Origin of the sequence: Formosa sp. L2A11 (assembly GCF_009796865.1) — a bacterium.
Lineage (GTDB): Bacteria > Bacteroidota > Bacteroidia > Flavobacteriales > Flavobacteriaceae > Formosa.
In genome coordinates this window covers 556092-570947 of the sequence record NZ_CP047028.1, presented here as the reverse complement: position 1 = coordinate 570947, position 14856 = coordinate 556092, and the positions used below count along the sequence as shown (strand labels likewise).

General features: G+C 32.9%; 15 protein-coding genes. 6 read left to right on the top strand and 9 right to left on the bottom strand.

Features of this window, described 5'->3' with window-relative positions; translation table 11 throughout:
* Positions 1–63: 63 nt before the first annotated feature.
* The 6 genes from GQR95_RS02610 to GQR95_RS02585 form a co-directional block, all read right to left on the bottom strand.
* Positions 64–975 carry a mechanosensitive ion channel family protein gene (locus tag GQR95_RS02610; RefSeq protein WP_159021666.1) on the bottom strand — a complete coding sequence of 304 codons (912 nt, stop codon included), beginning with the start codon at positions 973–975 and terminating at the stop codon, positions 64–66.
* A gap of 222 nt (positions 976–1197) precedes the next feature.
* Complete coding sequence (locus GQR95_RS02605) at positions 1198–2016, bottom strand: YgcG family protein (RefSeq protein WP_370514547.1); 819 nt, start codon at positions 2014–2016, stop codon at positions 1198–1200.
* Positions 2017–2457, bottom strand: coding sequence for a TPM domain-containing protein (locus GQR95_RS02600; protein WP_159021665.1), 441 nt, complete (start codon positions 2455–2457; stop codon positions 2017–2019).
* A gap of 6 nt (positions 2458–2463) precedes the next feature.
* On the bottom strand, positions 2464–3063 hold the full coding sequence (locus GQR95_RS02595) for a LemA family protein (protein WP_159021664.1): 600 nt from the start codon (positions 3061–3063) through the stop codon (positions 2464–2466).
* A 15-nt stretch (positions 3064–3078) separates the two neighbouring features.
* A complete protein-coding gene (locus tag GQR95_RS02590) occupies positions 3079–3408 on the bottom strand; it encodes a MerR family transcriptional regulator (protein ID WP_159021663.1) in 330 nt (109 codons plus the stop codon).
* On the bottom strand, positions 3408–4379 hold the full coding sequence (locus GQR95_RS02585) for a M23 family metallopeptidase (protein WP_159021662.1): 972 nt from the start codon (positions 4377–4379) through the stop codon (positions 3408–3410). The genes GQR95_RS02590 and GQR95_RS02585 overlap by 1 nt, the downstream gene beginning before the upstream one ends.
* 228 nt (positions 4380–4607) lie before the next feature.
* On the opposite strand from GQR95_RS02585, the gene alaS reads away from it, so the two are divergent.
* The 4 genes from alaS (at position 4608) to GQR95_RS02565 (ending at position 10026) form a co-directional block, all read left to right on the top strand.
* Positions 4608–7226 (top strand): alanine--tRNA ligase, encoded by a 2619-nt coding sequence (gene alaS / locus GQR95_RS02580; RefSeq protein WP_159021661.1) that lies wholly within the window; start codon positions 4608–4610, stop codon positions 7224–7226.
* Between the two features lie 3 nt (positions 7227–7229).
* On the top strand, positions 7230–8189 hold the full coding sequence (locus tag GQR95_RS02575; protein ID WP_159021660.1) for a GSCFA domain-containing protein: 960 nt from the start codon (positions 7230–7232) through the stop codon (positions 8187–8189).
* 244 nt (positions 8190–8433) lie between these two features.
* The gene (locus tag GQR95_RS02570; protein WP_159021659.1) at positions 8434–9048 is read left to right on the top strand and encodes a DUF4230 domain-containing protein; all 615 of its coding nucleotides are present in this window, start codon (positions 8434–8436) and stop codon (positions 9046–9048) included.
* A 219-nt stretch (positions 9049–9267) separates the two neighbouring features.
* A complete protein-coding gene (locus GQR95_RS02565) occupies positions 9268–10026 on the top strand; it encodes an enoyl-CoA hydratase/isomerase family protein (RefSeq protein WP_159021658.1) in 759 nt (252 codons plus the stop codon).
* A gap of 104 nt (positions 10027–10130) precedes the next feature.
* Here GQR95_RS02565 and GQR95_RS02560 read toward each other — a convergent pair whose 3' ends face one another.
* Complete coding sequence (locus GQR95_RS02560; RefSeq protein WP_159021657.1) at positions 10131–10682, bottom strand: DUF4136 domain-containing protein; 552 nt, start codon at positions 10680–10682, stop codon at positions 10131–10133.
* 233 nt (positions 10683–10915) lie between these two features.
* Entirely contained in the window at positions 10916–11080 is a 165-nt protein-coding gene (locus GQR95_RS02555; protein WP_159021656.1) for a DUF5522 domain-containing protein, read from the bottom strand.
* Between the two features lie 49 nt (positions 11081–11129).
* Here GQR95_RS02555 and GQR95_RS02550 point away from each other — a divergent pair, with 49 nt between their 5' ends.
* On the top strand, positions 11130–11453 hold the full coding sequence (locus GQR95_RS02550; RefSeq protein WP_159021655.1) for a hypothetical protein: 324 nt from the start codon (positions 11130–11132) through the stop codon (positions 11451–11453).
* Positions 11454–11461: 8 nt separating this feature from the next.
* Here the strand turns inward: GQR95_RS02550 and GQR95_RS02545 are convergent, their stop codons facing one another.
* Complete coding sequence (locus GQR95_RS02545) at positions 11462–13699, bottom strand: hypothetical protein (protein ID WP_159021654.1); 2238 nt, start codon at positions 13697–13699, stop codon at positions 11462–11464.
* A 233-nt stretch (positions 13700–13932) separates the two neighbouring features.
* Between GQR95_RS02545 and GQR95_RS02540 the strand changes: the two genes are divergently transcribed.
* Positions 13933–14850 (top strand): 1-aminocyclopropane-1-carboxylate deaminase/D-cysteine desulfhydrase, encoded by a 918-nt coding sequence (locus tag GQR95_RS02540; RefSeq protein ID WP_159021653.1) that lies wholly within the window; start codon positions 13933–13935, stop codon positions 14848–14850.
* The last annotated feature ends 6 nt before the right edge of the window (positions 14851–14856 follow it).

Here is a 14856-nt window from a genome sequence, read left to right as displayed (position 1 = left end):
TTAATTAAGAAAGCCCGTTCTATACAGAACGGGCTTTATCTTTTTATAAGAGGAAGTCTAAATTTATTTTTGTTCCATAACAATTCGTGTTCTAGGTAAACTATCTGGGTAATTTTTTTGAATGTATGCTATCATTTTTTCTCTAATATAAACACGTAAATCCCAAGCCATAGGAGAGTTTTTTGCACTCACAAGTATTCTAGACTCTACAGTGGTTTCTTTAGATTCTGTGACTTGTAATACATTTACTTTTCCATCCCACAACTCACTTCCTTCTAGTAAACGTGTTAATTCTGTTCGTAAATCATCAAAAGGGATGTTGTAATCTGTGTATAGAAATATGGTTCCCATAATGTCTGCATTATTTCTAGTCCAATTTTGAAATGGTTTTTCTAAGAAATATGAAGACGGTAATACTAATCGTCTTTTGTCCCAAACACGAACAACAACATAGGTTAAGTTAATTTCTTCAATCCAACCCCATTCGCCTTCTACAACAACAGCATCATCAATTCTAAAAGGTTGTGTAATGGCAATCTGTATTCCTGCAAGTAAAGCTCCTACAACTTTTTGTGCAGACAGACCTAATATAATTCCGGCCACTCCTGCAGAAGCAAAAAGACCAACTCCAAATTTTCGAATACTATCAAACGATAACAATATCAGTCCTATTGCCCCAATAATAATGATGAAAATAATGACTTTTTCAAGGATATTAAATTGCGTGTATATTTTTCTAGAGTGTAAATTATCCTCTTTAGAAATGTCGTAGTGTTTTAAAAATCTAACCTTTAGTTTGCGCAATACCTCTATACTTACCCACGCGGCAGCTGCGACTATTAGGTTTTGTTTTTGAATTACTAAAAACGAAAAATCTAAGCTTGTAATACGTGTTAATAATTGGGATATAGGTTGTAAAAGTGATACTAGAATTAATATAATAACACTTATTATAAGTTTTGAAGGTGCTTTCATAGGACGTATATTTTCTAGAAACAGAGGCATGTCTCGTTTATATCTTAGCTATGGAAAACAATATTTACACCAATAAATTGCAGGGTGTAATAAGAATAGCATAGCTTTTGTTTTCAAGTTAGTTAAAAAAGGATGAAACTAAAAAGCATAACACCATGAACTGATAAGAAATCAGATTAATAAAAAATAAGAGAATTAAATTGAAGATTTGATAATGTAAGTTTACCAGCTTCCGCCAGCACCACCACCGCTAAAGCCTCCGCCTCCGAAGCCACCACCGAAACCGCCTCCTCCGCCAAAGCCTCCGCTTCCAGAAGAAGATCCTCCGAAACCGCCGCCGTAACTTCCGCGTCCCATGTTGCTTAAAATAATAGCATCTAGTATGCTTGTAGGTCTACGGTTATTTCCGTTTCCACCGCCGCCTCCGCGTTTGTTTTTAGATATGGTGATTACGAAAAAAATAAAGATTACAATCATGAAGATAATTTTCTCAATAGGAAAATCATTTGTTTTATTTGCTTGTCTTGTGCCTTGGTATTCTCCCATAAGGAGTTGAAAAACAGCATCTGCTCCTTTGTCTAGACCGCTGTAGAAATTTCCCGTTTTAAATTCCGGAATAATAACATTTCTTGTAATTTCTCCTACAACGCCGGCTGTAAGTCTATTCTCTACGCCGTAACCTGGAGAGATCCAAATTTTACGGTCGTCTTTAGCTAATAATATAAATACACCATTATCTTCTTTTGCTTGACCAACGCCCCATTTCTGAGCCCATTTTGGCGCTAATAAACCAATGTTTTCGCCTTTAGTTGTCGCGATAATAGCCACAACAATTTGTGTAGATGTGGTGTCGGAATATTTTACAAGTTTATTTTCTAGAGCACTCTTCTCTGTCGGGGATAATAAGTTAATATAATCGTAAACACTGGTTTGGAATTCGGGTTTTGTAGGAATATCAAATTGTGCTGTAACTAATTGTGAGAAACAAAAAATAATACAGTAACATGAAAATAAACAAGTGTTTTTTAATTTTTGCACGATCTATCCGTTTGAAATTTCGTTAGGTAATTCATTTATATCTGAAGCGTCCCAAGGGAAATTAGCCTGAAGCTCTTTTCCTGCTCTTAAAACACCTTCAACAAGGCCTTCTTTAAATTTACCTTGTTTAAAATAGGATTGAATAACATCTTTAGTAGAGTTCCAGAAATCATCATCAACTAAATCGTTTATGCCTTTGTCCCCGTAAATAACAAAGGTTTTATCTTCTACAGCAACATAAATAAGGACACCGTTTTGAAGTTTAGTGTTATTCATTTTAAGCATATAAAAAACTTCCATAGCGCGTTCGTAAACGTCTATGGAAGTTGTTTTTTCTATATGAATACGGATTTCGCCAGAAGTTTCTTTCTCGGCAACGCGAATTGCTTCTACAATCTCAGTTTCTTCGTCTTGACTTAGAAATCTTTCTACTTTAGAATCCATTGTTTTTTATTTGAAATCAAAATCGACATCTACAGGTTTTTCAGCCCCTGCTTCAGCATCGAAATATGGTTTAGCATCAAAATTAAACAGTCCAGCTAATAATGAATTAGGGAATGTTTTTACATGATTGTTATAAGGCTTAATGTTTTCGTTGTAACGCACACGAGCCGTTTGTATGGTGTTTTCTGTACTTGTTAATTCGTCTTGAAGTTTCAAGAAGTTTTGATTAGATTTTAAGTCAGGGTAACGCTCTACAGAAACTAATAATCTAGATAATGCACTACTTAAACCACCTTGAGCTTCATTAAATTGTTTTAATTGCTCTGGTGTAATGTTTTCAGGGTTTATTGTTGTAGAGGTTGCTTTTGCACGCGCTTCTATAACATCTGTTAATGTAGATCTTTCAAAATCTGCCGCACCTTGTACTGTTTTTACAAGATTACCAATAAGGTCGTTTCTACGTTGGTAAGAGGTTTGTACATTACCCCAAGCTTCGCCTACGTTCTCATTTAATTTTACAGCGGTATTGTTGAATCCTACGCTCCAATTATAGCCTATCATTGCAATAACCGCAATGATTATTACTGGAATTAACCATTTTTTCATGATTGATTGATTTTTTTAAAGTTGATTTTTAATTCGAATAAGTTGACTTTTTATGTCTTCTAATTTCTCAATAATATCAAAGTTAGTTAAAGTTTTTTTCTTTTCTTCCTTTAAGTGAACTTTTGCGCCGTCTAGCGTAAATCCTCGTTCTTTGACTAAATGATAAATTAGCTTCAGGTTTTTTATATCTTCTGGAGTGAATTTTCTATTCCCTTTAGCATTTTTTTTAGGCTTAAGTACATCAAATTCTTTTTCCCAAAATCGGATTAAAGAGGCATTAACATCGAATGCTTTGGCTACTTCGCCAATACCGTAGTATCGTTTTTCGGGTAAATCTATATGCATTAATCTAGCGATTGGTTTTCTAAAGAAGCTTTTTCTAAAAGACTATTATATTCTTCTGGAGTTAAACTTCCGTAATAGAAGTTAGTTGGGTTTATACGTTCTCCATCTTTAAAAATTTCATAGTGTAAATGCGGACCTTCAGAACGACCTGTGCTTCCTACAAAGCCTATAAGGTCTCCACGTTCTACTTTCTGGTTTTTCTTAACATTATACTTATAAAGGTGAGCATATAAACTTACATATCCGTAACCATGATCTATTCTAATGTGGTTTCCATAACCTGTGGAATGATTGTCTGCACGTACTACAACACCATCTCCAGTTGCGTAAACAGGTGTCCCTCTTGGTGCTGTAAAGTCCATACCGTAATGAAATTTACGTGCTTTTGTAAAGGGATCTGTTCTGTAACCATATCCTGAAGCAATACGTGTTAAATCTACATTGTTTACCGGCTGAATGGCAGGAATAGCTGCTAATAATTTTTCTTTGTCTTCTGCTAATTTTGCAACTTCATCTAAAGATTTAGATTGTACTACTATTTGTTTTTGAAGAATATCTAGCTTTTTACTGCTTTCAATTATAAGTTTAGAGTTATCGTAACCTTCCAAGCCTTTGTAACGGTTTATACCTCCAAAACCAGCTTTACGTTGTTCTTCGGGAATAGGGTTTGCTTCAAAATATATTCTATATATATTGTTATCTCTATCTTCTACACTTGCTAATACTTCAGAAGCTTCATCCATCTTCTTGTTAAGCATATCGTAGTGCAACTGCATATTTACTAATTCGCGTTTTAAAGCTTTCTCTTTAGGAGATTCTACAAACTGGCTGCTTATAGAAACTGTTAAAAAACCAAATAAAGCGGCAGCCATTAAAAACGCTAAGACAAACTTAAACGTATTACGTTTTTTACGCTCGATTTTACGATAAGAAAGCGTCTCAGAATCATAATAATATTTTACCTTACTCATTATCTAATTTATACTATTTTTGCAATTATATTGTGTAACACATGCTGTTAAATTACATGTTGTGTGGTAAACCTACAAAAAATATTTTCGTTGCAAATTTAACAAACAAATGACAATATTTTGCGTCTAGCTTTAGACAAAACTTAATTTAACAATATATTTGCACTTTAAAACCCTAAAACCACTTTTTAAAAGTAGTCAATTTAATAACAGTTTGTTACATATTATATGAAATCTCAAGACATTCGCTCTAAATATTTAGAATTTTTCAAAAGTAAAGGTCATACCATAGTGCCTTCTGCACCAATGGTTTTAAAGAACGATCCTACGTTAATGTTTGTTAATTCTGGAATGGCGCCTTTTAAAGAATACTTTTTAGGTCAAGCCAAACCACCAAATAGTCGTTTAACAGATTCTCAAAAATGTTTACGTGTTTCCGGTAAGCATAACGATTTAGAAGAAGTAGGGTACGATACATATCACCATACTTTATTTGAAATGCTAGGAAACTGGAGTTTTGGAGATTATTTTAAAAAAGAAGCCATTGCTTGGTGTTGGGAGTTACTAACCGAAGTGTATGGTATAGATAAAGATATTTTATACGTAACTATTTTTGAAGGTGATGAAGCCGATGGTACATCAATAGATCAAGAAGCTTACGATTTCTGGAAAGCCATTGTGCCTGAAGACAGAATACTTAAAGGAAATAAAAAAGATAACTTCTGGGAAATGGGAGACCAAGGACCATGTGGACCTTGTAGTGAAATTCATGTAGATATTCGTTCTGCAGAAGAAAAAGCTAAAATAGATGGTAAATCTTTAGTGAACGCAGATCATCCTCAGGTTGTAGAAATTTGGAACTTGGTATTCATGCAATACAACCGTAAAGCGAATGGAAGTTTAGAAGCTCTTCCTAATAAACATATCGATACAGGTATGGGCTTTGAACGTTTGTGTATGGTAATGCAAGGTGTGCAGTCTAATTATGATACCGATGTGTTTACTCCAATTATTCGTGAAATTGAAACGATTTCTAAAACCACTTATGGTAAAGATGAACAAATAGATGTTGCAATTCGTGTAATTTCTGATCACGTTCGTGCCGTAGCATTTTCTATAGCAGATGGTCAATTGCCAAGTAACACGGGAGCAGGTTATGTTATTCGTCGTATTTTACGTCGTGCCGTACGTTATAGTTTTACATTCTTAGATCAAAAGGAACCATTTATTTACCGTTTGGTAAATGTGCTTAGTAGTAAAATGGGAGATGCGTTTCCAGAATTAAAAGCTCAGAAACAACTTATTCAAAATGTTATAAAAGAAGAAGAAGTATCTTTTTTAAGAACTTTAGACCAAGGTTTAGTGTTGTTAAATGGTATTATAGAGAATGCATCAGAATCTGTTATTTCTGGAGAAAAAGCATTCGAATTATACGATACTTATGGTTTTCCTATCGATTTAACCTCTTTAATTCTTCGCGAAAAAGGATTAAAATTAGACGAAGCAGGTTTTCATACTGCTATGGAAAAACAAAAAAGGAGATCTCGTTCTGCTAGTGAAATGTCTACAGACGATTGGACTATTTTAATTGAAGACGCTGTTCAAGAATTTGTAGGCTACGATCTTTTAGAAGCTCAAGTAAGAATAACGCGATATAGAAAGGTGGTTTCTAAAAAAGATGGCGCTATGTACCAATTAGTATTTAATCTTACGCCATTTTATCCAGAAGGAGGAGGGCAAGTAGGAGATAAAGGTTATATAGAATCTCCTAATGGAAACATTACATATATTCTAGATACTAAGAAGGAAAATAATGTAGTTTATCATCTAGTAAAAGAACTTCCAGAAGATTTAAATACAATATTTAAAGCTGGAGTAGATGCTAAGCAACGTAATAGAACATCTAGCAATCACACAGCAACGCACTTATTACATCAAGCATTACGCGAAATTTTAGGAACACATGTAGAGCAAAAAGGATCTGCGGTGCATTCTAAAAATTTACGTTTCGATTTTTCACATTTTTCAAAAGTGACTAACGAGCAATTACAAGATGTAGAGGATTTTGTAAATGCACGTATAGAAGGTAAATTACCATTACAAGAACAACGTAATATACCAATGAAAAAAGCGATAGAGGAAGGTGCTATGGCATTGTTTGGCGAAAAATACGGAGATACAGTTAGAGCCATTCGCTTTGGTAAATCTATAGAACTTTGTGGAGGAACTCACGTACAAAATACAGCCGATCTTTGGCATTTTAAAATTACATCTGAAAGTGCAGTTGCATCAGGAATTCGTAGAATTGAAGCGATTACTGGAGATGCAGTTAAAGATTTTTATACAGATAATAGTACTATTTATTTTGAAATGAAAGAACTGCTTAATAACGCTCAAGAGCCTATTAAAGCTTTAGTTCATTTACAAGAAGAAAATTCAAGTCTTAAAAAACAAGTAGAAGTGCTTTTAAAAGAGAAAGCTCAGAATGTAAAAGGCGAATTGAAGCAAGAGGTTGAAACGGTAAACGGCATTCAATTCTTAGCTAAGCAAGTCGATTTAGATGCTGCAGGAATAAAAGATTTATCCTTTGAGTTGGGAGGTACTTTAGAGAACGCATTTTTAGTATTCGGAACAGAACAAAACGGAAAAGCGTTGTTATCGTGCTACATTTCTAAAGGATTAGTAGAGAGCAATAAACTAAATGCCGGACAAGTGGTTCGTGAATTAGGAAAATATATTCAAGGAGGCGGTGGTGGTCAGCCATTTTTTGCTACAGCTGGAGGTAAAAAACCAGAAGGTATTGCAGAAGCTTTAGAGGCTGCTAAAAAATATGTTGTAAACCCATAACACATGAAACTTTATACCGAGATCCCAATAGTACACCAAACTGAGAATCAAATAGATTATCAGTCTAAAATGTTACTATTGGGATCTTGTTTTGTAGAAAACATGGGTAAAAAGTTCGATTATTTTAAATTTAAAAATCTTCAAAATCCGTTTGGTGTTTTGTTTCAGCCTAAGGCCATAGAACAGTTAATAGATTATGCTTTAAACGGAAAAATTTATACTGAAAAAGACGTATTTAAGCAATATGATGTTTGGCATTGTTACGATGCACATTCTAAATTAAGCAGATTAGATAAAGGTGAGGTGTTAGATGAATTAAATTCTGCTTTAAAACACACCAAACAATTTTTAGAAACAGCAACACATATTGTTATTACGCTAGGAACTGCCTGGGTGTATAGACATCAGGATTCTAGTAAGATTGTAGCAAATTGCCATAAAGTACCTCAAAAAACATTCAAAAAAGAATTATTAAGCACAACTGAGGTTTTGCAATCTTTACTACGTATACAAAGCCTAATTACTTCTGTTAATCCTAATGCAACTCTAATTTTTACGGTATCTCCAATTCGTCATACCAAGGATGGATTTGTAGAAAACACAAGAAGTAAATCTCATTTAATTACAGCCATTCATCAGCTTATAGATGAATCTAAAATTAATAGATTACAGTACTTTCCATCGTACGAAATTATGATGGACGAACTTCGTGATTATCGTTTTTATACTTCAGATTTAGTACATCCCAATCAAATGGCTATTGATTATATTTGGGAAAAATTTACAGCATCTTGGTTTGCTTCTTCAACCACATCAATAATGAAAGAGGTGCAGATTATTCAAAGCGGATTACAACATAAACCTTTTAATGAAGCTTCCGAAGCGCATCAGAAATTTCTTTCTAATTTAGATAAGAGAATTATAGCAATTCAAGATAAGATAGAAGATGTTAGCTTTTGTTAGTAAGTAAAATAATGTTAAATACTTATTATCAGTGTTTTGTGGCTGTTATTTGAGTTGTTTGTCTAAAAAAAATGTTTAATTTTTAAATAAATTATAATTTAGAAGTGCTATTAATCAATCTGTTAAGAGCATCAGCCTTTATAATGCGTAGTGCAAATATGCGTAAAGAGTTGATGCTTTTTTTATGTCTAAAAATGTAATGTTCAAGATCATATTTTATACCTTTAATTAAAAAATCAGATTAATGCGAAATATAATTTTTGGAGTTGGTATTGCTATAGTGTTATTTTTTTCGCTTAGGTATTACAATTCAAAGAAAGCAGATGAAGCTAAGCTTGTAGAAAACTCTATGTTAATACAGGAACAGATTAAAAATGTAGGTAAGTTAGTGGTTACCGAAGGTCATTTTAGTGAAGTGTTTTCATACAAAGATTCTAGAGACGTATTTCCATATTTGGTAACTGCAGAAAAGAAAGCTTTGGTTGTAGTGAATGCAGATGTTACTATTGCTTACGATTTAAGTAAGATTGTTTATGATATAGATGAGGTAAACAAGGTTTTAAATATTACATATATACCTAAAGAAGAAGTAAAGATTAGTCCAGAATTTGAGTATTATGATATTCAAGCCGATTTTTTAAATCAGTTTGAAGCTAAAGATTATAATAAGATTAAAAATAAAGTAAAAGCATCTTTGTTAAAAAAAGTAGAGGCTTCAGAATTTAAGAAAAATTCTAAAAACAGATTGATAAGTGAGTTGGCTAAATTTTATGTTTTAACCAATTCTTTAGGGTGGACATTGCAATATAATGATACGCCAATTACAGCCGAGAAGAATTTAGACGATTTAAAATTATAGTTTATTTATAGTGTTAACGCGTTGTGAATTCAATGCTTTTTAGAATGTTTTATAGCTGAGTTTAAAAACATTTAATAGTTAGTTTCTTGAGTAAAGAATTGAACAACCTCATCCTTCTTTTTTTCTAGAGGCACGAGTTTTATAAAGAAACATAATGGATTTTTATAGTCAACCTAAAAAATCAGTATCTTCGATTTTCAATATTTATACGATAAAAATATGGACAAACCTTTTGTAAAACAAGTCGTTTTAGACGGCGTAAGCACAATTACTTTTTCTAATCCATCTCATAATGCGTTACCTAGTTTATTACTTTCTAAATTAGAAACAGAGATTGTTTTAGCAGCAAATAATACAGCTGTTCGGGTTGTGGTTTTACAAAGCGGAGGAGATAGAACATTTTGTGCCGGTGCTAGTTTTAATGAATTAATTGCTATTGAAACAGAAACCCAAGGGGAAATGTTTTTCTCTGGTTTTGCTAAGGTTATTAATGCCATGCGTAAATGCCCTAAATTTATAGTGTGTAAGGTGCAAGGTAAAGCTGTTGGTGGCGGTTTGGGTATTTCAGCAGCAGCAGATTATTGTTTGGCGACACAGTATGCTTCAATAAAATTAAGTGAATTAAGTATTGGTATTGGCCCTTTTGTTATAGAACCAGCTGTAAGTCGAAAAATAGGAGTTGCTGCAATGTCTGAAATGGCAATAAATGCAGAACAATTTTACAATGCAGAATGGGCAAAACAAAAAGGATTATATGCTGAGGTGTTTGAGACTAAAGCAGACATGCAAGATGCAGCTGAAGCATTAGCACAGAAACTTAAAACGTATAATCCGGAAGCTGTAAAAGCAATGAAAACTGTTATGTGGGATAATACGAGTCACTGGGATAGTTTACTTGCCGAGCGTGCTAAAATTAGCGGAACTCTAGTGCTAAGTCGTTTTACTAAGGACGTATTGCAAAAGTATAAAACAACTTAATTTAAATAATGAAACTTATTTTTTAGTGTCTTACTAGATATATAGAAATAAAAAAGAACCTATTTCTAGGTTCTTAGCACTGTTTTTCTTTTTCAAGGAAAATATTATTTTTTTACTTCTGGCGGATAGTTTGATAAAATTTTAGAAACAAATTCTTGAATGCGTTCTTCTTTCTTGTTTATATTGTCATTTAATACTCCAGATCCTAATCCCTGCCAAACAAGTTCTTTTTTCTTAGCATCTATAAGATCTATATATAACGCACCTTCTGTAGATCGAGATACAGACATGCTGTTGAAATTATTATAGTACGGACTCCATCCCCAACCATAGCCATAACGACCAAATCCCATGGTATTGTTGTTGTATACATTTACTTGCTCTCTTGCTTTTGTGAAAATACTTATTAATAAATCTGGATTTTCAGATTTCACAAAGCCTTTCGCTGTTAGTTCGGCCTCGATAGCGTGTAAAATACGACGTTTGTCTATATCATTAATCTCGGCTTTATCAATGCCTGTTTTGTAAAAGGCATATGTTTTGTATTGGTCGAAAGTTGTTGTTTTATCGTAGTCTGAGGCTACTTTTATAGAATTACATGAGCTTGCAACAATAAGCAATACAAATATGGGTACAAATTTTAGTAGTCTTTTCATATGTTTTGATTTAAGATCTATATTGATTAAATGATTGTTTTAAGTGTAAAAAGATATTCATTAATAATAATTACTATTTTTTTAATATCAAATAGAATTAACTATTAAATTATTTACACCTGTAGTGTTGCCTTTTGTAAAATATTCGCAACTATTTTCTTAATATCAAGAATCATACCATTTTATCCGATAATAATCTGTGTTAGTTATACTTTATAAGTTGTACTTAATATTTAAGATTTAAAACGATCTGTTTTTTTGTCATATCCATACGGGCAATGTCTGCAACCACTTTTACAACAATAGCCTCTTTTAAGGTGATATTGTTCTGTAAAACAGCGGTAGCCTTCAGGAGTAAGATAGTAATCGCCTTCTTCTACGGGAATTGTTTTTTTCATAATCTTCAAATGTAATGTAATTTGGATTGATTTTTGAAAGTGATACCTTATGATTTTAATTTCAAAATACATCACGCCAAAAGGCTTTCAAGGGATTACCTTATACCCGTTTGTAATTTTAAGGGATTCTAATCTTAAATCTGATCGTGTTTTAGTGAATCACGAGCGTATTCATTTAAAGCAACAATTAGAGCTTTTGGTATTGCCTTTTTATATTTGGTATGTTGTAGAATTTTTAATCCGTTTTATAAAACATAGAGATTGGCATCTGGCTTATAGATCTATTTCTTTTGAGCGTGAAGCATATACAAATGAAAAAGACCTTAACTATTTAGAGTTAAGGTCTTGGTTTTCTTTTTTGAAGTATTTGTAATCTTTACATTAATATATCAATTTTTGAGTTTTTGTTGTTCCGTTTGTTAAAGTTGCTCTTACAATTAATGGACTATATGTTGGAGCTAACTGATCTAATTTTACTTCAGAATCATTCAGTTTATTAGCTTGGTATAACACACGTCCTATAATGTCGTAAACAACAATTTTGTTTATAGTACTTGTTGTGCTGCTTGCTTTAATGAAGTTTTTAGTCGCAATAATTTTAAAACTTGCATCTACAATAGCGTCTTCAACACCTAAGGTGCTGCTTTGATAACGTAATATAAAACGATCGTTAAATGTTCCTGCTTCTGATGAAAAAGAGTATGCAGAGTCTTTTAAATTATGTATTTTATCTTCATAAAGATCTTCTAGATAAATATCTTGATCATTTTCAAACACGCCATCTAATTTGTTAATTCCAATGGTAAATACATCTTTTTTTGTGCTAATTATTCCTAAAGATACTTGGTCTGTTTCTAAAAACGGATTGGCTTTACCTTGAATAACAAAGGCTTCGTTATCTATAAGAGAATAAATAGATGTGGAGCTAGTATTCATAATTAGTGCATCGTATAACGGATCTTTGGCATTTACGGCACCATCAAAGTAACCTAAAAGCATACTTTGAGCTGTGTCGTCACTATCGATTAAATTTAACCAAATTCGATTTTTTTCACTAGTAGTTCTATAAAAGTCTGAGTTTGTATATTCTGAAGAATACGTTCTCATTGCGTTAGTAAATGTTGCTGTGTTTGGCGTGGAGGCAGCATGTTCCATTAACACAAAGAACCCTTGTCCAGATGCAATATACCCATCGAAACCAGAAGGGGCAGAACCCGCTAATGTATAGGTAATATAATCATCTATATTATAACTCTCTATTTCATTGGCATAAAAGGGCGTGTCATTTGCAGCACTAATTTCGGTTCCATGAGACCAAATGCGTACTCCGCCTTCAATAGTTCCTCCACTTACAGAACCACCAGCATCTAAATCGTCACTGTTTTTAGTCAAGAATTCATCTGCATTAATAGCTGATGGGTATGGATTTCCTATTAAGTTCCAGTTATCGTCTATTTTAGTCACAGCAGTGCTTGAAATATCGGTATAATCACTTCCGTTATAAGTACCTCTAGTGATGGTTGTGTTTATTGTTCCATTATTAGGTTTGTCGTCTTGGAAAGAGGCGGTATAGTTGTTACCTCTTATAATGTACCCTTTTCCAACAGTCATATTTGTATTTGATACTTTAGACCAGTTTCCGTATTCATCATTTATGGTAGGCAACCATTCATAACGATATGAAGTTGTTGATATGTTATCTATATTAAAGCTTTGAACAGGAGAAGACCAATAGGTATAGTCAGTATTACGTGATGTTGTAGAGGTTCTATTTACCGTAAATGTACCAGTAGATGAATTAGTATCGTCGTTGGTTTGTACTAAACTCGCATCATTATTAAGTGTTACATCTCCGTCTAGGGTTAACGTTTCATCAATTACTAGCACAGAAGTATCGTTAATATCCCATGAAGCATCGGTAGATGTTACTGAGAAATTTTTAACTGTAAAGAGGCTATTATCTTCAATAGTACCATTGGCACTAGATTCTAAATATCCATCTTCCATAATTAATGAGCTACCATCTGTAATATAAATTGGAGAATTGGAAACAATAAAATCGGTTACCTGTAATTCTGCCTGATTAGATAATGTTAATTGAGACGCATCACCTAAAATGGTAATAGATTTAGCGTAGGCTATACCGTTTTCATTATTATCACTATCGATTCCTTTTACTTTTGGATTCTTGTTCCCGTCTATAGTATTTATAATAATACAATCGTCTGCTGTAGGTATACCTTTAGGCTCCCAATTACCTGGAACAAACCAACCAATACCATTATCTCCAACCCAAGTTTTACAACTCACTTCTTCTCCAATTGATACTCTTTTGGCGTCATTTTGGGCATCTATACCACCATCTGCAGTATTAGTATTGTTATTAGCTTTGTCACCTCTACCAGTACCACCAGATCCCCAAACTTCAATATCAATTTTAGTAACGCCACATGGTATTTCGTAAATTCTTGAACCAGTAGTGCTTGGGTTGACTACTGTGTGTCCAAAGCCATTCAGACTTAAAAGTCCGAATAACAATAAACAAAGCGTATATTTAAAAAAGGTTGTATCAAAAAAATGTATTCCATAAGGAGTACGATGAGTAGAATTACTAATCATAAATATGTATTTTTATTTTCAAAGTGCAAAATTAACATTTTTACTGGTTTAATCTTGTTTTATTTAAAATAAAACCCTTAAAATTAGATACATAGGTCGGTTTTGTTTAATTTTTCGAGAAATAATAAGGCGTTATTTATTTTTGATTAATTCTTTTTTATTAATAATATAGGTGCTCAACCTTTAATTTCCCTTATTTTTGTGAGTCAATGTTTTAACTTAATTGACGTCCTATGCTTTTCTCGTCTACAACCCCAAATATTAAAAATGAGGTCGTCATTTTAGACCCCGATTATAATATTAGTCTTTCTATTAAGCGGGAAGATCAAATTCATCCGTTTGTTAGTGGTAACAAATATAGGAAATTGCATTACAATATTTTAAAAGCAAAAGAGGAGGAGCATACCACTTTGTTAACTTTTGGAGGTGCATTTTCTAATCATATTGCAGCTGTGGCTTATGCAGGACAAGTTTCTGGATTTAAAACCATTGGTGTTATTAGAGGAGAAGAGTTGGCTTTACAAACCGATTTAAACCCGACACTAAAATTTGCAGCTTCTTGTGGTATGACTTTTAAATATATTACTAGAAGTGACTTTAGACTTAAGGATACCAACGATTTTATTAGAGATTTACACGATGCCTTTGGAGACTTTTATTTAATTCCAGAAGGCGGAACCAATACGTTGGCTGTAAAGGGATGTGAAGATATTTTAACTCCTCAAGATTCAGAATTCGATTATATATGTTGTGCAGTGGGAACAGGAGGTACAATTTCTGGACTTATTAATAGTAGTAAATCACACCAAACCATTTTAGGATTTCCTGCGTTAAAAGGTGATTTTTTACAAAACAATATTAGTAAATTTGTAACCAAAACCAATTGGAAGTTAATAACAGATTATCATTTTGGTGGTTACGCGAAAATTAATGCTAATCTAATAGAATTTATAAACAATTTTAAACAGCAATATCATATTCCTTTAGACCCAGTGTATACAGGGAAAGTAGTGTTTGGAGTTTTAGATTTAATTAAGAATGGGTGTTTTCCTGCGAACTCTAAAATTTTAGTAATTCATACAGGAGGTTTACAAGGTATTTCAGGCATGAATACACAATTGAAGAAAAAGAAAATGCCACAAATTTTATAGAAACAT